Origin of the sequence: Ferroplasma acidiphilum, from assembly GCF_002078355.1 — an archaeon.
GTDB classification, from domain to species: domain Archaea; phylum Thermoplasmatota; class Thermoplasmata; order Thermoplasmatales; family Thermoplasmataceae; genus Ferroplasma; species Ferroplasma acidiphilum.
Genome location: NZ_CP015363.1, coordinates 1,488,272 through 1,506,909 on the forward strand (window position 1 = coordinate 1,488,272; position 18,638 = coordinate 1,506,909).

At 37.9% G+C, this 18,638-nt stretch carries 20 protein-coding genes and 3 tRNA genes; 8 read left to right on the forward strand and 15 right to left on the reverse strand.

The window, feature by feature from the left end:
• Positions 1-13 precede the first annotated feature (13 nt).
• From fad_RS07380 to fad_RS07400, 5 genes are all read right to left on the reverse strand, one after another.
• On the reverse strand, positions 14-490 hold the full coding sequence (locus tag fad_RS07380) for a single stranded DNA-binding domain-containing protein (RefSeq protein ID WP_081142931.1): 477 nt from the start codon (positions 488-490) through the stop codon (positions 14-16).
• A 230-nt stretch (positions 491-720) separates the two neighbouring features.
• A tRNA-Ile gene (locus tag fad_RS07385) sits at positions 721-794 on the reverse strand.
• A gap of 3 nt (positions 795-797) precedes the next feature.
• Positions 798-870 (reverse strand) — tRNA-Asn (locus fad_RS07390).
• Positions 871-992: 122 nt separating this feature from the next.
• On the reverse strand, positions 993-1,385 hold the full coding sequence (locus fad_RS07395; RefSeq protein WP_081142932.1) for a hypothetical protein: 393 nt from the start codon (positions 1,383-1,385) through the stop codon (positions 993-995).
• A gap of 30 nt (positions 1,386-1,415) precedes the next feature.
• Complete coding sequence (locus tag fad_RS07400) at positions 1,416-3,281, reverse strand: helicase C-terminal domain-containing protein (RefSeq protein WP_081142933.1); 1,866 nt, start codon at positions 3,279-3,281, stop codon at positions 1,416-1,418.
• 185 nt (positions 3,282-3,466) lie between these two features.
• Here fad_RS07400 and fad_RS07405 point away from each other — a divergent pair, with 185 nt between their 5' ends.
• Positions 3,467-4,732, forward strand: coding sequence for an MFS transporter (locus fad_RS07405; RefSeq protein WP_081142934.1), 1,266 nt, complete (start codon positions 3,467-3,469; stop codon positions 4,730-4,732).
• Here the strand turns inward: fad_RS07405 and fad_RS07410 are convergent.
• Both fad_RS07410 and rnhB read right to left on the reverse strand, forming a co-directional pair.
• Complete coding sequence (locus fad_RS07410) at positions 4,723-5,385, reverse strand: glycosyltransferase family 2 protein (protein WP_081142935.1); 663 nt, start codon at positions 5,383-5,385, stop codon at positions 4,723-4,725. The two genes, fad_RS07405 and fad_RS07410, sit on opposite strands and share 10 nt — an antisense overlap.
• A 33-nt stretch (positions 5,386-5,418) precedes the next feature.
• Positions 5,419-6,036 carry a ribonuclease HII gene (gene rnhB, locus fad_RS07415; protein WP_081142936.1) on the reverse strand — a complete coding sequence of 206 codons (618 nt, stop codon included), beginning with the start codon at positions 6,034-6,036 and terminating at the stop codon, positions 5,419-5,421.
• A gap of 55 nt (positions 6,037-6,091) precedes the next feature.
• Between rnhB and fad_RS07420 the strand changes: the two genes are divergently transcribed.
• The 4 genes from fad_RS07420 to fad_RS07435 all read left to right on the forward strand — a co-directional run bounded on the left by fad_RS07420 (position 6,092) and on the right by fad_RS07435 (position 10,036).
• Positions 6,092-6,625, forward strand: a complete 534-nt coding sequence (locus fad_RS07420) for a GNAT family N-acetyltransferase (protein WP_081142937.1) — start codon at positions 6,092-6,094, stop codon at positions 6,623-6,625.
• Positions 6,626-6,744: 119 nt separating this feature from the next.
• Positions 6,745-8,421 (forward strand): B12-binding domain-containing radical SAM protein, encoded by a 1,677-nt coding sequence (locus tag fad_RS07425; protein ID WP_081142938.1) that lies wholly within the window; start codon positions 6,745-6,747, stop codon positions 8,419-8,421.
• 38 nt (positions 8,422-8,459) lie between these two features.
• Positions 8,460-9,140 (forward strand): DUF47 family protein, encoded by a 681-nt coding sequence (locus fad_RS07430; RefSeq protein ID WP_081142939.1) that lies wholly within the window; start codon positions 8,460-8,462, stop codon positions 9,138-9,140.
• A complete protein-coding gene (locus fad_RS07435; protein ID WP_155951145.1) occupies positions 9,137-10,036 on the forward strand; it encodes an inorganic phosphate transporter in 900 nt (299 codons plus the stop codon). Before fad_RS07430 ends, fad_RS07435 begins: the two co-directional genes overlap by 4 nt.
• On the opposite strand, the gene fad_RS07440 is transcribed toward fad_RS07435, so the two are convergent.
• Complete coding sequence (locus tag fad_RS07440; protein WP_009886650.1) at positions 10,037-10,804, reverse strand: SDR family oxidoreductase; 768 nt, start codon at positions 10,802-10,804, stop codon at positions 10,037-10,039.
• A 131-nt stretch (positions 10,805-10,935) separates the two neighbouring features.
• Between fad_RS07440 and twy1 the strand changes: the two genes are divergently transcribed.
• Complete coding sequence (gene twy1, locus fad_RS07445) at positions 10,936-11,913, forward strand: 4-demethylwyosine synthase TYW1 (RefSeq protein WP_009886651.1); 978 nt, start codon at positions 10,936-10,938, stop codon at positions 11,911-11,913.
• A 1-nt stretch (position 11,914) separates the two neighbouring features.
• Here the strand turns inward: twy1 and fad_RS07450 are convergent, their stop codons facing one another.
• From fad_RS07450 to fad_RS07475, 6 genes are all read right to left on the reverse strand, one after another.
• Positions 11,915-12,100, reverse strand: a complete 186-nt coding sequence (locus tag fad_RS07450; RefSeq protein ID WP_009886652.1) for a hypothetical protein — start codon at positions 12,098-12,100, stop codon at positions 11,915-11,917.
• Positions 12,101-12,109: 9 nt separating this feature from the next.
• Complete coding sequence (locus fad_RS07455; RefSeq protein WP_009886653.1) at positions 12,110-13,270, reverse strand: ArsA family ATPase; 1,161 nt, start codon at positions 13,268-13,270, stop codon at positions 12,110-12,112.
• Entirely contained in the window at positions 13,271-14,263 is a 993-nt protein-coding gene (locus fad_RS07460) for a polyprenyl synthetase family protein (protein WP_009886654.1), read from the reverse strand.
• Between the two features lie 82 nt (positions 14,264-14,345).
• Positions 14,346-14,618, reverse strand: a complete 273-nt coding sequence (gene albA / locus fad_RS07465; RefSeq protein ID WP_009886655.1) for a DNA-binding protein Alba — start codon at positions 14,616-14,618, stop codon at positions 14,346-14,348.
• Positions 14,619-14,785: 167 nt separating this feature from the next.
• Positions 14,786-15,175 carry a winged helix-turn-helix transcriptional regulator gene (locus fad_RS07470; RefSeq protein WP_009886656.1) on the reverse strand — a complete coding sequence of 130 codons (390 nt, stop codon included), beginning with the start codon at positions 15,173-15,175 and terminating at the stop codon, positions 14,786-14,788.
• 49 nt (positions 15,176-15,224) lie between these two features.
• Positions 15,225-15,476, reverse strand: a complete 252-nt coding sequence (locus tag fad_RS07475) for a hypothetical protein (RefSeq protein ID WP_009886657.1) — start codon at positions 15,474-15,476, stop codon at positions 15,225-15,227.
• Between the two features lie 105 nt (positions 15,477-15,581).
• Here fad_RS07475 and fad_RS07480 point away from each other — a divergent pair.
• Both fad_RS07480 and fad_RS07485 read left to right on the forward strand, forming a co-directional pair.
• Positions 15,582-15,666: transfer RNA gene (locus fad_RS07480), tRNA-Leu, on the forward strand.
• A gap of 126 nt (positions 15,667-15,792) precedes the next feature.
• A complete protein-coding gene (locus fad_RS07485; protein ID WP_256378730.1) occupies positions 15,793-16,647 on the forward strand; it encodes a DMT family transporter in 855 nt (284 codons plus the stop codon).
• 176 nt (positions 16,648-16,823) lie between these two features.
• On the opposite strand, the gene fad_RS07490 is transcribed toward fad_RS07485, so the two are convergent.
• A complete protein-coding gene (locus fad_RS07490) occupies positions 16,824-18,491 on the reverse strand; it encodes a TIGR04190 family B12-binding domain/radical SAM domain protein (protein WP_081142941.1) in 1,668 nt (555 codons plus the stop codon).
• Between the last annotated feature and the right edge of the window lie 147 nt (positions 18,492-18,638).

Consider the following 18,638-nt stretch of genomic DNA (forward strand, 5'->3'; position numbering starts at 1 on the left):
TAAAGAAGAGTGTTTACTCTTCGTTGTCGTCGTTTCTGTTATAATTACTTCTTCTGTTGTTGTTTCCGAATCCACCACGGCCTCCGTTTCCACGGTTGCCCTGATTTCCGTATCTGTTGTTGTAATTATTGTACTGGTATTCGTATTCCTTCTCACTCATATCAAGTTCTTCGTTCGGCTCTATTTCCTCTTCTGATTCTGCCATGGCTCTGTATTTCCCTACGTTTAATCTCATGTGGCCTCTCAACAGGGAAATGTATCCGTTATCGATTTTAAGAACTTCTCCATCCCTTATATCTTTGGTCTGGTCATCCCACAGTGTGAGTGTTATTTTTCCTGTATCATCAGCAACTATAACCTCACTTACTGATTTGTCTTCTCCAAATCTGGTTTTGATCTCTTTTGGCTCTCCTAGTACTACAACCTTCCCAACAACATTAACACGCCTTGATGAAGGTGTTAAATCCTTAATTTTGGTTATTTCATCCATATTATTACTTCCTTTAATCCTTTCGGACGTACAATAATATTTAATGAATATATAAACATGCCTATTTTGAAAACATTTACCATTAATAATAAAGAACTTGCAAATATTGACTTGCATGTTGGTTCACATTTTCCTTAATCCCGGATGTATTTTTATTTTCAAAATATAGAGAGAATTGCTAAAGTCATATTCACAGAAAATTAAATGGTGCAATATAAAAATATGTTCAGTGGGGCTGGCCGGGTTTGAACCGACGACCACCTGGTTATGAGCCAGGCGCTCTACCTAGCTGAGCTACAACCCCAAACGCCGTCAGTCGGGCTTGAACCGACGACCGCTCGGTTAACAGCCGAGTGCTCTACCAACTGAGCTATGGCGGCTTACTACGGTTATTGCATTTTTGCTTTTAATATTTTGCTTTCAAATATTGAGGCAGTAACAATAAGTGTATATGACGGAATACAAAATCGGATAAATATTTTATCATTTTAAAAGCAATATTTCACTGTATTATTTCTATATCATCCTTTATTTCATTTTCGCCGATACTGAATATTTCCAGCCTGATTGTGTATTTTTCAGGAATAATGGAATGGGCATCAAGGGTTTTATAAGCATTTCTTGAGAAGAATATTCCGTCATTGGGGCCACAACCTCCCGGGTTTAGATATAACCTGACAGGAGTGCCCTCCAGATCCGCCAGGTCATCCGTGTTGAGGTACTTTTCCTTGCCAGTGACCTTCAGTATGCGCCCTTCCATATCGATTTCATTTTCAATTCCTAATTTCGAAGAAAATTTTAGTGAACGTGCAGGGATATACAAATTGGACGCATCGGGATTGATAGGTTTTACCAGCTTTTCAGTTTTTAATGTGGATTCTATAATTGCAGCCATGGGGTTAAATATGAATATAGTTTATAAGACTTATTTCGTGTTAGGAAGCAAATTGGATTGCCAGAAAGGTTCATCAAACCTGTCATCACATAGCCATATGCTGGAAGTATCCTCTGGGGATCTTGTAGACCTGCCTGCTGCCTGCTTTACTTTAATAAGTGCAAATTCGTAATAGAGCAGGTTGTATGCATTTTTTTTCAGCACTTTTTCAAGATATTTTATTTTATCCTTTCTGTAATCATCAAGGGGTATCAGAGGAAGCCCTGCAATGATTACATCGCTGATCAGGCTTTTTCCACGGTTAACCAGCTGTATGCCCTCAAGAAGTTTGCCACCGTGCACAGAAAAAATAATTATTTTTCTCTCCTTCGCTTTCTTTTCTATATAGGAGTAAGAAATTTTCTTGTTTTCGAATACACAGTTTGCCCTCATGCTTTCGGGCAGGTAATTACCTATGCCTGGTGTTTTTGTATAGGTGTCCCCAAAAAGTATGCGATATGAGGGAACAGCAACAAGTACACTTTTATCCGATTTTGAGTAAACGTCAATGGCAAACTGCATATATTTTCTGAGCATTTCAGCCCAATCATCCAGGTTTTCGCGGTAACGCCCCAGAGTTGTATAACCATTAACTATATGATATTGCTTTAGCCCACCGGCGTTTTTGAATATGCTATCAACTTTCAGGTACAGGACATTTTCCATATTCCATACCTTTGAGATGTGGTCGACGGATGGCATTGTTCCGGACATAAAAATAACAGAGTTATCCCGCAAAAATGAAAGATAGCCGGATGTATCATAATACATCAATTTAAGTTTTAAATCTTTTTTTTCCGGATTATTGATAGTAGAGTATACTGAACCATTTTCCATCCTCTGGTAATCATAGAGAAAATTGTAAACGTTTTCGAGGTAATTCCTGCTTCTCTTATTCAATGGCCGGTTTTCGTTTTTTTCTTCAAATTCATCACTGAATGCCCTGAGTGATTCAAGATTAGCAATCCTTGATGCAAAGTCATTGGAAAATTTGAACAGTTTCAGGCTATCGGTTCCCCTTGTAGAACTCATATTGGACAGAAGATTTTCCAGTATCAAATTTGCTTCAATTCTATCATATGAATTATAATTTTCAATTGGAAAATCCTTTACAAGCATATCAATTGCTTTTTCTACTGTTTTTATCTGCAGCGTCCGGCCAAAATTTTCTATTACGGAGTCCAGGTTATGTGCTTCATCAAAAACTATATAGCATTCATTAAGGTCAATCATTTCTTCCCCTTCGGTGCCATGAAAAACATTGAACCGTATTGATGGATTTAACAGATAGTTATATGTCATGGCTATTATCTGTGCATCTGCCATGTTGGACCGCACAGAATAATATGGGCAATAGGATTTTACATTTTCTTTCTTGATTGTAACAAGATTCCCCTTTGTATCCCTTCCGAGGGCCTTTGATTCCACATCCTGCCTGATAAGTTCCGTAGAATCAGCTTCTATGTCTTCCAGAAAACTCTCCGGGCTCCTTATATTTTTCAGATCAAGCTTTATGGTTTTATCCTTCAAGGGGCACCCTTTGCATACATTTTTCTGCCCATCATCTTCTGAGTCGTACCACCTCTCTTTAAGCGGGCATAATTTGCTTTTTCCATATAAATATAAAGCGGGTATGTTGAAATATTTCTGGTTATCCTCATAAAGCCTCGTGAATTCATTATGTGTTCTGGTAAGGTAAATTAATTTCTTCCCTGTAATAAAAGCCAGATATAGTATGAAGCTGGTCTTTCCGGAACCGGTAGGTGCCTCTATGGCAATTTTGTTTTTCTCCTCAAGGTTTTTTGATACGGTGCTTATCAGGGCATCCTGCCATTCCCTGGGGGTAAATTTTTCCATGTTATTATATTGTTAATTTGTATAATTATGTATTGATTCTTGATCATGTTTACAGCTAAAATATCTAGCTGAAATGTGCGTACGTATTGTGTTGCAAAATAAGCCCGGATTATTTAAATAGGAAAATAAATATATAGTTTTTTTGATTAGGTGGCTCAAGTGATTTAACGGACAATAGATGGTTTATAGGTTATGTATTTTCCAATCTTGCTGCGGGCTTAACAACACCCCTTATTCCGCTGTTTATTGTATTTTACCTTAAAAGCAATGTTGAATTTGTAGGGCTGGTCTCTGCAATTTCTTCCCTTGCATCCGTACCGGCCCTTATTGTGTGGGGAAATCTTTCAGATAAGATAAAAAGGAGGAAAATATTTATTATAATAGGCTTCGTCGGGTCGTTTTTATCACTTTTGCTGGTGCTGGTTGTCCATACAGTATCTACCTATATGTCAATGCTGATACTTTTCCAGATAGTTGCTATGGCCAGTGTACCTGTTTCCACACTATTAATACTAGAAAATTCGGACAAGTCATCATGGTCTAATGTTATGGGCAAATTTAACAGTTACAGCGCAATAGGGACTGTACTCGGATTGGGAATCGGCGTTTTAATACTCACGTTTTTTAGCGGCATGGGGCGCGAACTAATTCCCTATCTTTACATTGTTGCAGCATGGTTTTACCTTATTGCAGGGATAATTTCAATACTGGTGCTAAAAGAGCCAAAAACTGAAATAAGCAGGGGCAAAATAGGATATCTGTATGCCTTGCATGCTATTGAGAGGGTAAGATATTTTCCTACCCATCTGGTACATATACCGGGCAAGGAGAACAAAATTAAGATACCTGACTATTTAAAACTGTATTTAATAACGACACTGATATTAATGATGGGCTTTCAACTGTTTTTCATACCCTATCCAGTATTCGTTATTGACAGGATGAATGCCAGTGAGAATGACATATACATTATGTACCTGCTTAACAGCTTATTCTCAGCAGCAACATTTATACCTGCAGGCAGATATATAAATTATATAGGATCAAACAGGATGCTTTCTATTTCAACATCCATAAGGGTGGTATTATTCCTGGTAATGGGTGTAGTATCATTCTTTGTTTTCGACACAGTTGGATACCTCCTGCTTTTCATTGTAATGTATGGAGTATTCGGAGCAATATGGAGCTTTATAGGAATAAGCGAGATTACAAGCATTTCAAATATGGCTACTACACTGATACGCGGGAAAGTTATCGGTTATTATAATTCGCTAAATGGTGTAGGGCAGATAATAGGGGCAGGATTATCCGGATTTATAGCATATGATATAGGTTATTCATTTGATTTTATACTTTCTGCAATCATAGTTTTATCCGGTCTATTAATAATATTCTACTCAAAACCCCCTGATATCCAGTATTCCAAAAAAATAATCAAATCTCATTCCTGAATACGTTTTACAAAGAGATGGAAGAGGTTCCTGAACCCATCACGCCAGGTATTCAACTTGGGTTTGCTTATCCTTATCCCGTATTTTATCGGTATCTCTATTAATTTTCCAAGCCGTACTGCATCTATTTTAATATCCTCTGAAAAAGACATCCCATTGCTGAGATTTTTCATTTTATCGTAGAAATCCCTGTAAAAAATCCACATGCCACTCTGGGAATCGTTCAAGTTAATTTTGAAAAGCAACCTCATTGTAAAGTTCAAAACACTATTTCCAATATAATGCAGGGAGGTATAGTTATGCTGTGTTCTCAATGTCATCCGGTCACATGATATAAAATTGACCTCATCCATGCGGATAATATCCAGAAGAGGCCTGACAATATCTGTAGGGTAGGTGTTGTCCCCATCCATGCACACAATAATATCCCCTTTGGCATGCTGTAATCCGGTCTTATATGCCATGCCGTAACCGCTTCGGCTTTCGTTTATTACAGTAGCGCCCCTGCCTGTTGCTATTTCCTTTGTCCTATCAGTGGAATTTGTGTCAACCACGATGATTTCTATCCCCTCTACTGAATTCAGGAGCCCGTCTATTACTAAGCCAATAGTTCCTTCTTCATTGATAGTGGGGATAATTGCAGTTACATTCATCTCTACAGAATAACATAACACATTTATTATATTTTAGTATGTTAATTTTTTATTTAACATACTTTTATAGGTTTTCCACTGGTGCCTTACTATACTATCAATATTTATTCCATTTTTCAATGCATTTTTAACAAAATTTATTGTTCTCGGGTCAGAAGGGTAACCGGAGCCAAAATCCCCATAGTCCTTATGGAGCTTATCGATTTCACGGTCCCTTATTACCTTTGCAATTATAGATGCTGCAGAAACACAGGGATATATTTCATCTGCCTTATGCCTGCATACAATTTGCCTTTTTGTATTTTCCATGAGAAGAGACTGCAGCCTCAACTCGTTAACGTCGAAACTATCAACATATACAGTACTGCTTGCAGGAGCCCAGGATGCCAGTTTTGAGGCATAGGTTTCCTCTAGCACGTTCAGTTTTTGATGTTCCACATATCTGTCGATTTCGGAAGGGCTTATAATTACAAAATTATATTTGTACGATTGCAAGCGGGCAAACAGGCTTTCACGCCTGCCTGGTGACAATTTCTTTGAATCGGCCACACCAATGCTTTCAAGTGATTCCCTATCTCCGCATAAAATAGCCATTACCATAGGGCCTATAAGAGGCCCCCTGCCAGCTTCATCTATCCCGCATTCGTCCATTCATGCAGAATGCCCGGTTCAATAAAAATATATTTATAATATTTATATAGTAAGGATGGCAGATTACACAATAAAGTCCGGAAATATAGTTATTACAACAAAATTTCCCCGTGAACACATAAATGAATTTGTATCCTGTGCTAATGACAGTAGCCTTGGGTTGAATCTCATGTCACATGGATTTCATTATCCCTACACAGAAGAAGATGCTATGGAGTTTATTGATAAGAACAGGGAAGTCGAAGGTGAATCATTTGCAATTGATTTTTATATTATTTATGAAAATAACGTTGCAGGGGTAATTGGTTTGTCCGACATTGATTATGATAATTCCCGATCGCATGTAGGGTACTGGATTGGCAAAGATTACAGGGGAAAGGGAATTGCAACAGAGGCGCTGAAGGCGGTAATCTACTTTGCCGCCAGGACTTTAAGGTTGCACAGCCTTTATACCAGTGCCCTTATAGATAATATAGGTTCAATAATAGTCCTGACGAGAAACGGATTTTCAATAGATGGAATTTCAAAGGATTGCTTCATGTATGATAACAGATTTTATTCAGCGTTTATGTTTTCACAGCTCCTTTAATATCTGTGTTTTGCATGATATGTACAGATAAATTTCAAAAGCATTTTGGCAGCTTCATTTATATAGAAAATCACATTCATGGTAATATTTATTAACAATAATTCTATAAGTCTGTTCATATGACGAAATACGTTTTAATTTCGGACTCTACCTTGAGTTATGACTATAGAAATTTCCCGTTGCTGGATTTTTTGCCATGCGCCCCGGGAGACAAGGTACCCGGAAGAGTCTATAGATTTTTAAGAGGGCCTGCGCCGGAGGCATTGCCTAACGGTGAGGCAAAGTACGCACCATATGCCATAAGGAAAATTGAAGCAGGATTATTAAGAGACAATCCAAAGAAAGATGTAGCAGTTGCACACATGGACTATCTTTCAAACTTTATCACTGATGACACTGAAATAATAGGAGTTTCTACCATGGACCCACTTGGAATAGGTCCGACAACAATGTCATACGCGGCCCTTTTCGGCGGCGATCTGGATTCCTGGGTAAGACGGGAATGGGATATACTCATAGAAAGGATAAACCAGGTTAGAAAGGGCAAAAAAGCAAAGCTCGTTATCGGTGGGCCGGGAGTATGGGAGTTCACTGTCCTCAGAGATGAAATAGACAAATACCATTTTGACTATGTTGTATCCGGAGAAATGGATGATATTATTTCTGATCTATTCAGAGGAATTGAGCATGATGATATAGATAAAAATATGTTCACCAGGGGATACATGACATACGATGACCATTTCAGAAGAGTTGTAAAAAATGATGAATTATTCGTTGGAAGGGGAACCGGAATAAGGGCATACCCTGCACTTGAGGACATACCTGAAATTGTTAACCCTGCGTCAAAGGGAATGGTTGAAGTTATGCGTGGATGCGGTGTAGGCTGCGATTTCTGTGAAGTTACATTGCGCCCATTAAGGTATTATTCACTGGATAGAATAAAAAAGGAAATAGAGGTTAATGTAAAGGGCGGAAACGACCATGCATGGCTCCATTCCGATGAAATATTTGAATATAAGCATGAAAAAATGTTCACACCAAATCAGGATGAAATGGTAAATCTTATGAAAACCGTTATGTCTATAAAGGGTGTAACCGGTTCAAACCCAACACATGGGAGAATATCCATACCTGCAGCTTTCCCTGAATTGATACAGAAGCTCAGTACCATATTAAAGGCAGGGCCTGACAACTGGATCGGCATACAGACAGGAGTAGAAACTGGCAGTGACTCACTTGCAATGAAGCATATGCCCAATAAGACAATGCCATTGAGGATAGGCGCGGATGGCTCGTTCAGAGATATAGTATGGCAGGGCGTATACAATGAAACAAAGTATTACTGGAGGTCCGCATTTACAATACAGGTAGGGCAGCAGGAAGAGACAGATGAAGACAACTGGGATTCCATAGCCATGATTAACCAGCTAAGCCATTCATATGTTGATGGCAGGCCATTTGAATTTACAGTCACGCCTCTGGTAAATGTGCCACTTGGAAGAATAAAATCCAGAAGCCTTAATTCCATGCTTAATCCTGTGCAGATGGGTGTTTATTATGCATCATACAGGCATCTAGCCAAGATGGCAAAAAGGGATGGTTTCAGAGATGCCAATGGAAACATATTTGCAAGGGCAGGCACAGGAACCATACTGAGCGTTGGTGGCGAAGTAATGCTTAAAGTCGTGGAAAAAATAGCAAAGAAAAAAGGTGTGGACATAGACAAAGTCAAGAAATGGGGAATTGAAAGCGAGAAAGAAATTTCATCACTTAGCACCCTTACCAGAGCTTAAACCTTTAAAGTATTTATACCAATTTTTTATACCTTTCCATGGTTAATTATAATTTTTTAAAAAGGATTTTAGTAGTAGGAGAAAAGAACCTGCTATCACGGCTTTCACAATACCCGTTAATGGGAATTGAATCCTCTTCAAATCTCATATTCATGCTTAAAAATGCCCCTTCCGACATTGAAAAATATAATGAAATAGTACGGCAAATAGAAAAAAAAGGGGATGAAATGGATATAAATTTCAGGCACGAAGTAACAAGCGGTGCCATAAGTTCCAGCCTCATGGGCAATCTTCTGGATTTAATTGAGAAATGTGATGACATACTGGACAAATGTTACTTTACAAGCAGGGAAATTAACAGATTCAATATTAATTATAGTATGACGCCTGATGAAGTCGTTATAAAAGAATATGCATATGGCAGTTTCATTAAAATTCTTGAAGCAAACAAAGAATCACTGGAATTTGTACATAGCATACTTAATGAAAATGACCTGTCAAATATGAGGGGGGACAGAAAAAGCATAGAAGCCATAGAAGAACAGGTAGACGAAATAAAAGACAACATAATAGATTATACATATAAAAATTCCACAAAGATGTCATATATTGTATTTGAACATCTAAATACACTGGCGCACAAACTTGACGACCTCCTGGATGATTGTGAAGATATATCTGATTTAATTTTTACTATAATGCTTGCGGTGACGAGTTGATTTTATTTATATTTTCACTTATCCTTACGTTCATGCTAACCCTTCTTGTATCTGGAAACAACCTTTCCGCTGCAGTGGGAACCCTTGTAGGGTCACGTATTGTTGGTAGGTACGGCGGTGTAATAATTGGAGCAGGAGGATTTTTTCTTGGGCTTGTGCTTGAAGGCAGATTTCTCCATGGAGCCGCACTCTCGCTGATTCCACACTCATATTTTTATATAACATATGCCTTCCTGGTTTCATTCCTGATATTTCTGTTTGCAAATATAGGAAGGGCACCGCTGTCGCTTACAATGGCACTGGCCGGTACAGCACTGGGCATAGATGTGCGCATAGGGCGTTTAATAGACTATAAATTTGTAATTCTTATGGTGGCGTTCTGGGTTATTGCACCGGTCATATCCATAGTGGTTTCATATTTTGCCGAGAAGGGAATTTTTCGCAGGAATTTTAAAAATGTATGGAACGTCGCCAGGTGGCTGAAATTCCTTATAGTAATATCATCATTCCTCACTGCTTTCACCCTTGGCGCAAATACACTGGGGTTTATAGCCAATGTGGAAGGCTTTAATTTTCTTACAATAACAGTAATGACGGTTGCAATATTTTCCGGAGCCTTTTTCCTTAGCAGTGGCGTAATTAAAAGGGTTGGTGAGGAAATGTATTCAATGCGGTATTCCAATGCGCTTGTGTCCCTTGTGGTATCCTCTCTGCTGGTTGAAATTGCAACGTTTTTTGCAGTGCCACTTTCAAATACCCAGACACTCACATCAAGTGTTTTTGGGGTGGGCATATCGTATAAATACAAAGCAATTTACATGCGCCCATTCCTTATAATAATTTTAACATGGATTCTATCGCCCAGCATAGGGTTTATACTGGGGTATCTGGTTTGATCACAGGCTGTGGGTAAGATTGTCTATTCTCCCACCATCTACCACAAGTACCTGCCCATCCATATATTCCGATTCATTTGATGCGAGGAATATTGCGGCATCTGCAATATTTTCAGGTTTTCCAGTCATGCCAAGCTCCGTTTTCGATTTGAATGATTGCCTGAGATTGTTCACCTCTTCCTCACTTTTCCCTCCTATGGTCATATCGGACTCTATCCAGCCGGGGGCAATGGCATTGACTCTCACGTGCCAGTCCATCAGGTCAAATGCAAGTCTTTTAGTGAGCATTGTTATTGCGGCTTTTGTCATGGAATAAAATGTTGTTCCCTTAGCAGCAGTTCCAACACCTGCATTGGATGCCAGGTTAATAATAATTCCATGCTGTTTTTTCAGGTCTTCAATGCATTCCCGGGTTGTGTATACTGGCCCCATAAGATTTACGTCAAATATTTTTTTCACTCTGGCATCATCAAACTCATCCCATGTGATTGCGCTGAGAATTCCCGCATTATTAACTAAAATGTCTATTGTTCCCATTTTCCTGTGTATTTCATTTACCATGTTGCGAACTGCTGCATGGTCAGATACGTCAGCCTGGAAAATTTCAGATCCAGCGAGCATGTTTTTTAATTCCATAGCCGATTTCTGGTCCCTGTTATAATTGATTGCTATTCTTGCCCCTTCAGAGGCAAATTTCATGGCTATTGCCTTTCCCAATCCCCGGGAAGACCCGGTTATTAATACTATTTTATTGTCAAGTTTTCCCATGTTTATAATATATTTCCAGATTATAAAAGCCTTATTCTTAATGAAAAGATTTTAAAACCCTGCAAAGTAATTTCAATGTTTCGCCAGTTCAACTTCAAAGAATTTATATATCTATTTTAAATTTGATTTTAATGATCAATAACTATGAGGCAGTCTACAAAAAACAGCATTATGGGCTTGTGGGCAGCCATTCTGCAGTGAAAGTATGCCACTGGACGAAAAGCGAATTGCTGGGCAAAGCACCATGTTATAAAAATACATTTTACGGAATAAAATCACACCAGTGCATACAGATGACACCGGCGTTGAACCAGTGCTCCGAAAACTGTGATTTTTGCTGGAGATTCCAGGGATTTGATTCAATGCATATAAATGAGGAAGATGATCCGGAATTTATACTTGAAGAAAGCATAAAGGCGCATCTCAAGCTTATTTCCGGCTTCAAGGGCAATCCTAAAGTAAAGAAGGAGCTTTTCGAAGAGGCTTCACATCCAAGGCATATGGCAATATCATTGACGGGCGAGCCCACATTGTATACCAGGCTGGGTGAACTTATAGAAGCGGCTACCAGGAGGGGAATTACAACATTTGTTGTAAGCAATGGAACAATGCCTAAGGTGCTTGAAACACTGAACCCGTTGCCTACCCAGCTATACATCACGGTAGCAGGGCCTACAAAGGAGATATTTAACGATGTGCTTCACCCCGCAATAGGAAATGCCTGGGAGAACTTCAATAAAACTCTTGATTTGCTGCCATCACTGGATACAAGGACGGTAATAAGGCATACAATGGTAAAAAATGTTAATTTCCCATTCTATGACGAATATGAGAAAATGGACAGGAGGGCAGACCCTGATTTTATCGAATCAAAGGGTTATGTGCATGTAGGCCAGTCCGAAGGCCGGCTTACTGCTGAAAATATGCCTTCCCATGATGAAATTATGGAATTCTCGTCAACACTTGCAAAAAGGCTTGGATATACTGAATATGCGGATAGATTTGAAAGCCGCGTTGCAATGATAGCAAAACATCCTGAAGATGCAAAAATAGATGTGGACAGAGAAATAAGGAAAACACTTGATAAACTTGAAATAACAGAAAATTAAATTATTTTATCTCTATTTTGCTCAGTTGTTTAACCGGTTTTTTTGTTTCCTGGTTGTTGCCTATTATTCTGGACCCGAACCTTAGAAGTTCAATTCCTCCATCGAAAAATTTCTTGCTTTCTTTAACTACTGTGCCCACGATATGTGGCACCTCTATATTTATCTGTATTATAGTTTTTTGATCCATGTATAGTAATCAACTTAATGTTATATATAGGTAACCATCCTTCAATTCTGCTCCTGATGGCTGGAGGTTGGCCATGGTCTGGGGGAGGTACAGTATCCGTTTCCAGTTGTTTACTTCCACTATGAGTTCCCCGGTTTTGTTGTAGAGGTTGAGATTTTTTTTATCTGCAAATGGCAATTTCAATTTTACAACACTGTTCCCATTTTTCCTGATGAACTCCAATGGTTTACCCTTATAAAAAACGGAATATGGATCAAGGTCGCCATACAGGTCCTGGCCAAATTTTAAAGCCTTCTCCTGCCCTACCAGTTCATTATTCTGAAGATAGCTTTTCAATATTTTTATTTCCGGGAATGCAGCGTCAAGATCGCCCAGTATTCCTGACTGTGTTTCCCTCCATTTCTGGAAAAAATCACCGGTGTCTTCCGTATATATTTTATTGGCTATCACAGCATCCACAGGATATCCATATAAAAGGAGATAGGTAAATGCCCTCTTTGTTTCATTAAAAGACATCTGGTCTGCGTTTGTTACAAGCCTTATGGATGTTATATCCGGGTTCTCAAGTATTGTGTGGATATCTCCAAGATCATCGTAAAGTGTTTCCGCACTTTTAAATACCTTATCATTTGGCATGGGTATGCCAGAAAATGGCCTCATCAATGGCCTTGCTATCTTTGCTGCAGTCCTGCTAATGGGGAATACTTTCTCCATGTACCAGCGCATTACCTCTGGAAACGAAAGCATCCTGAGCGCCTCGCCTGTTGGTGCGCTATCAACCACAATAACATCATATGAGTTATTTTTAATATAATCGTTTATGTAAAGCAGGTATGTGGCCTCCTCAAATCCAGGGAGTATTGCTATTTCATCTGCAGATATGGGGTCAAGTCCCTGATACTGGAACAGGGCAGTTAAATATTCACGCAAATCACTCCAGTGGGATTGTATCGCATCGTTGATGTTAACTTCCTGGGCAAATAAATTTTTGGATATCTCTGTCGGAGATGATTTAATTTCAGCCTGGAGGGAGTCCCCGAGGCTATGTGCAGGATCGGTGGACATCACTATTGTTTTCTTATTCTGCTTAGCCAGCATGGATGCGGTGGAAGCCGCCACAGTTGTTTTTCCAACTCCTCCTTTGCCTGTATATAATAATACTCTTGCCATTCATATCACTCCTGATTCATTAATTCTATCAACTACTATAAGCGCCAGATCCATTAGAAGGCCCAGGTCATCCGATCTCCCGATGCCATTCAGGTTTTCAACGGATTTTAATATGTAGTCCTTTGCAATTTTAAATGTGTACTCCAGAGAACCGGATTTAAAAAGTATATCACGGAACTTGGATTTATAATCACTGTCTGTGTATTTTCCTGTTAGTATGTTAACCAGTGTACGCTTATTCTCACCGGTAACATGAGATAATGCGTGTATTATGGGAAGTGTTATCACATCATGGTTAAGATCAACCATTGTAGGCTTCCCCATTTCCTTTTCATTTCCAACAATATCAAGTATATCATCTGTTATCTGAAAGGCCATCCCCATATTGTAAGCAAATTTGCTGAGCTTGTCCCTTACATTGTCTGGTGCCATAGCCGCTATTGTGGCACCTTCAGCACATGCTGAAAAGAAATAAGCAGTTTTGTTCATTATAATTTTGTTATACGTCTCTATATCCAGAGACAGATTGCCAATATTCAATGCTTCAATTATCTGGCCTTCCGCAAGATGCGATGAACCATCGGCCATAACCTTTGAGACAACTTTTCCGTATCTCGACCCAAGTTCATATGCCTTGGCAAAAAGGTAATCGCCAACCACAATGGCATTGTCTATGCCATACCTGGATGCCAGTGTTTCGCGCCCTCTCCTGTATTTCGATTTATCTATAATGTCGTCGTGTATGAGGCTTGCTGTATGTATAAGCTCATAGCCTGAAGCAAGGTCAAGTATACTGTCATAGGGTTCGTTGCATGAAATTTCATAGGATAATATGGTAAGCAGTGGCCTGAAACGTTTTCCACCTGCGTCTATGGTATACTTGGACATTTCAAAAAGATATGGTTGGTCAGTTTTAATAGCCTGTAGAAGCCTTGAGTTAACCTCATTTATTTTGTCCCGTAAACCATATTGCCACTCATAGAAATTTTTCATTGAAACACCAGAGATATTTTATGTATTGAAAATTATGATTTAAGGTTTTGTAGAAATTTTTCTAAATTGAAGGTATAAAACTTTATTTTGCCAGGATTATTTCAATTGATGAAACATTAGATGGCCCGTTTTCTCCCTCAAGGGTTTCTGTATCAAGCTTTATACTCTCGTATTTCGCAGTCTGTATAAATTTATGTTTCGTAATTTCGGCTATATCTACTGCCTTGCTTATAGCTTTCCCCCTTGCTTTAATCACAATTCTAGGCATATCAGAGTTGTTGAATTGTGTCACTATAGCCAGTACATAGTTCATAGTTGGTTTTTTCCCCACAAAGATTATGTTTTCTTCAGACATGTAAATTACCCAATTGTTGATTTATTATAAATATATAATAATATCGTTACAAACTATGGCAATTATATCCTGTTGTGCAAACAACATTAATTGTCCTGATTATCCTTGCAATTGGCATGAAAAATAATTATTCTTCTGACCTAATATAATTACTACAGGCTACATATTCATTTAAGCCGTACCATGGTATCTGTATTTACCACGCCTTTTAAGTCCCTGATTTTGTCCACCTCCATATTAAGCTCTTCTATGGTGTTTTTTGATATTCTCACAGCAACGTCAATGCTTCCGGAGAATTCGTATATGTCACTGTAGAGGCTTTTTAAAGTTTTTAATGTGTTTGACGCTTGCCTGGAATCAAGTTCTATCAATACAATGCCTTCAATTGATAAGGAAGTTTCTATGGTAAATTTCCTGATAATGCCACTATTTACAAGATTCATTATCCGCTTTCTAATTGTGCCTTCTGAAACATTAAGCTTCCTGGCTATTTCCATATTTGTTTCACGTGAATCTTCCCTCAAAAAGTCAATAATTTTATAATCGGTCTCATCCATGATACAGAATTGCCGGAAGAGATTTAAATCTATTTGTACGAATATTTTATTATCTGTACAGCCCTTTATCTGTATCCGCCTTTTTAGCTACAGATTCTTTAGGAACCCGCATCATCCTTATCATAGGGGCAGCATTGATGCTGTACTGTGGAAGCCCGGTATTCGGGTCATTTCCTACTTTCATTATTGACATGATTTCAGTCTTGATTTCCAGTACGGTTCCATCTTCCAGTGTCACGCGTATCCATTTAGGCTCTTCGTCCAGCTTGAAGCCCATTACTGCATTGTTATTATCATCCATAATATCTTAGTTAAATGTCTTATAAATATTATACTATGTGCATTTGCATTGTCCGGTTAGCTCTTAAAAAAACTTATTAATCAAAAACATATTAGCTGCATGTAAGCAAGGGTAACTAAGCTTGGCCAAAGGTGTAGGACTTAAGATTCTATCTCGAAGGAGTTCGCGGGTTCAAATCCCGTCCCTTGCATAATTCTAAAAGTATAATGGAGAGTTAACCTGTATTTTCATGTAATAACATTATAAAAATTTAAGTATTATAATTTAATTATTCGCAGGTGGTTTAATCGATTACACTAATACTAGAAAAGGGCTTATAGAAATACTTTCATCTACCGTAATCTGGGGGTCAATACCCCTATTTGCAATATGGTCACTGTTACCATCCCCAATATTTGTATTCTTCAGGGTTTTAATATCTGCCTTATTATTGACAGTAATACTTCACAGGGATTTGAAAAGCAATATCAGGAAGTTGTTTAATCCTTATATAATACTTTCAGGAGTACTATTATCATTAAACTGGGTATTTCTGTTTTATGCGGTATTTATGATACCGGTATCTGAAGCGATAATATTCTATTATACCGGGCCGGTAATAGCAATACTATTTTCACCATTATTAAAGGAGAAAATAGGGAAAGGTGGATTATTGAATATCAGCATATCGTTCGCCGGCATAATAATTATGTCTGCAGGTTCGCTTTCTATAAATATAATTGGAATTCTGCTGGCATTATTTTCGGGAATAACCTACGGTTTACTGTCAATAACAAGCAAATTTTCAGCAAAGTATGTGAGTTCAATGAATTTAGTATTTCTCCAATCCATAATCTCTATGATAATATTATTGCCATTCGTCTTTGTCATCAGGTTTACCATAAACTATGACGTAATAATAATTATAGTGATCTCCGGATCTGTTCAGACCGTTCTGGCCTTATTTTTATGGTACGATTCGCTGAAAAATCTAAATATACAGATTGTTTCAATACTGAGTTATCTTGACCCGGTATTTGCAATAATTTTTGCCCTTGTTTTTCTCGGGCAGATCCCTTCACTGTATACTATAATTGGTGGAATATTGCTAATAGGAAGCGGGATGCTGGTTACGGGAAATACAATAAGGAAATATAACAGGCATTTAATAAACAATATAAATAATACTTAGAGAGTTCATTAAGTACCGGTGACATATAAAAATAGGGTGAGTACTGTATAAGAAATAACACATACCAAAAAGCAACTGTTAGAAATGCGTAAAAAATTTCCAGTAAACTATATCAAGCTATAATGACATGTAAATAATATTCCCCTTATCTATCCGCTCATCTTTATCCGGGAAATTTATAATTTCTTTTTAAAATCATTATAGTCTTTATATATAGATATAAGAAAAGAATCTCTTGTCAGCTTGTGTTTATTTGACCATTCAACATCCTTCTCTATATATGATAAATGGCTACTCTTATTTTCATTGGAAATATAATCGTCGCCATGCATATATGCCGTTATATTTTTTACTATTTCATCTGCGTCTACGTCCTTTAACAATCCCAGGGATTGGCGCATTTTTATCATGCGTATTTCCGATTCATATGTTGCACGGGCAATTTGTTCTACTGACATCCAATTTGTATAATAATTTAAAAAATCTGTCCAGATCTTTCCATTTTCTAAAAGATTAAAATAATCCGTTATGGTTTTTGCAGTAATTTTAAAGCCGTAAGTTTCCGGGTGTTCGTATATCAATGACCCGGGGTCTATGAATGGAGTGAGTGGAGATATAAATGTATAAAGCTTTTCCTTAGCACTGGAAAATTTTTTCATTAATTTTTCACTATAATCAATATCTGCATTAACATCATTAACAGTTTGGCCACTCATGCCTATAGTGAAATAAACATCAATTTTTTTTGCTCCCGCGGTAACAGCGTTTTGAAGAAAATCTTCAAGACCTTTATTGCTGTATGGTCTTCCGTTTCTATTTCTTATCACTTCGCTGGAAGATTCTGGCGATATTTCAACAGTAAAATCTGGAAATCTGTGGCTAAGTTCATTTAAATACTCTTTACCAGGTGGGGTAAAATATTCTGTTAAAAGTGGCAAACTAACTTTTCTATCTTTTAATTCCTTGAAAAGTGAGGAATAAAATTTTTCTCCAGCATTGTTCATATCACCTGTAATAAATACCGGGCTCCCGAGCATTTCTTCCACAAGTGATATCTCTTCTGCTATAACTGAAGGCTTTCTATACAGGGGTGCAACACTATTATAATTATTCTTATAAGCAAAATTAGACCCCCCGCAGAATGCACAGTTAAAACTACAACCATGTTCTATTACGGTCATAGCTTCTGTGTTATCCAGCCATGAAGCATATGGCAGGTGTCCTTTAATGTCATGATATTTTATTGCGTTTTTCATCAGAAGGCCATAATTCAAAAAAACATCGTCTATAGATGAATATTCTATTTTGTTATGGATTATCCTGTTATTCTTTCTGTAAATCAAATTGGGGACGCGATCAAGTGCCTGATAACTATCCTCTGCGCCAGCAAGTTTGACAATGTTTGTTTCCTGTAGGTCGCCTTTCAAAATATAATCTATATAACCATAATGTGTCATTATGTCATCGGCAAAATAACTGGCAGAGAAACCACCAAGCAATACCTTTGAATCTGGATGCAAATCTTTTATAATTTTTGCAACTTTTAAGGCGCCATTTGCATGTGGGAGCCAGTGAAGGTCAATACCATATATTTTTGATTTGACATGTTTCAGGTATTTTACCGGATCAAACGATGCTGATGAAACCATCATGGCTGCTACATTACATATTCTCGCATTGTAACCTGAACTTATAAGTGAGTTGAGCATACTTATAAATCCAACTGGATACATCTCAAATACAGGGGTTGATGGAATAACATCACTAATAGGCCCCAATTTAATATCCCGGGTTCTGAAGTCAAAAATGCTGGGAGCATGTACTAATGATATATCTGCATCCATATAAATGATACAATTTGAATATATATAAACATATGTTTATTACCTATGGCGGGCATTGGTTATATGTAATATTTTTGAATCTGTTATAGAGAGTATAGAAATACGGGATTTGCAATATAAATGGCTCAGAAGCCAATTGAGGTGTAC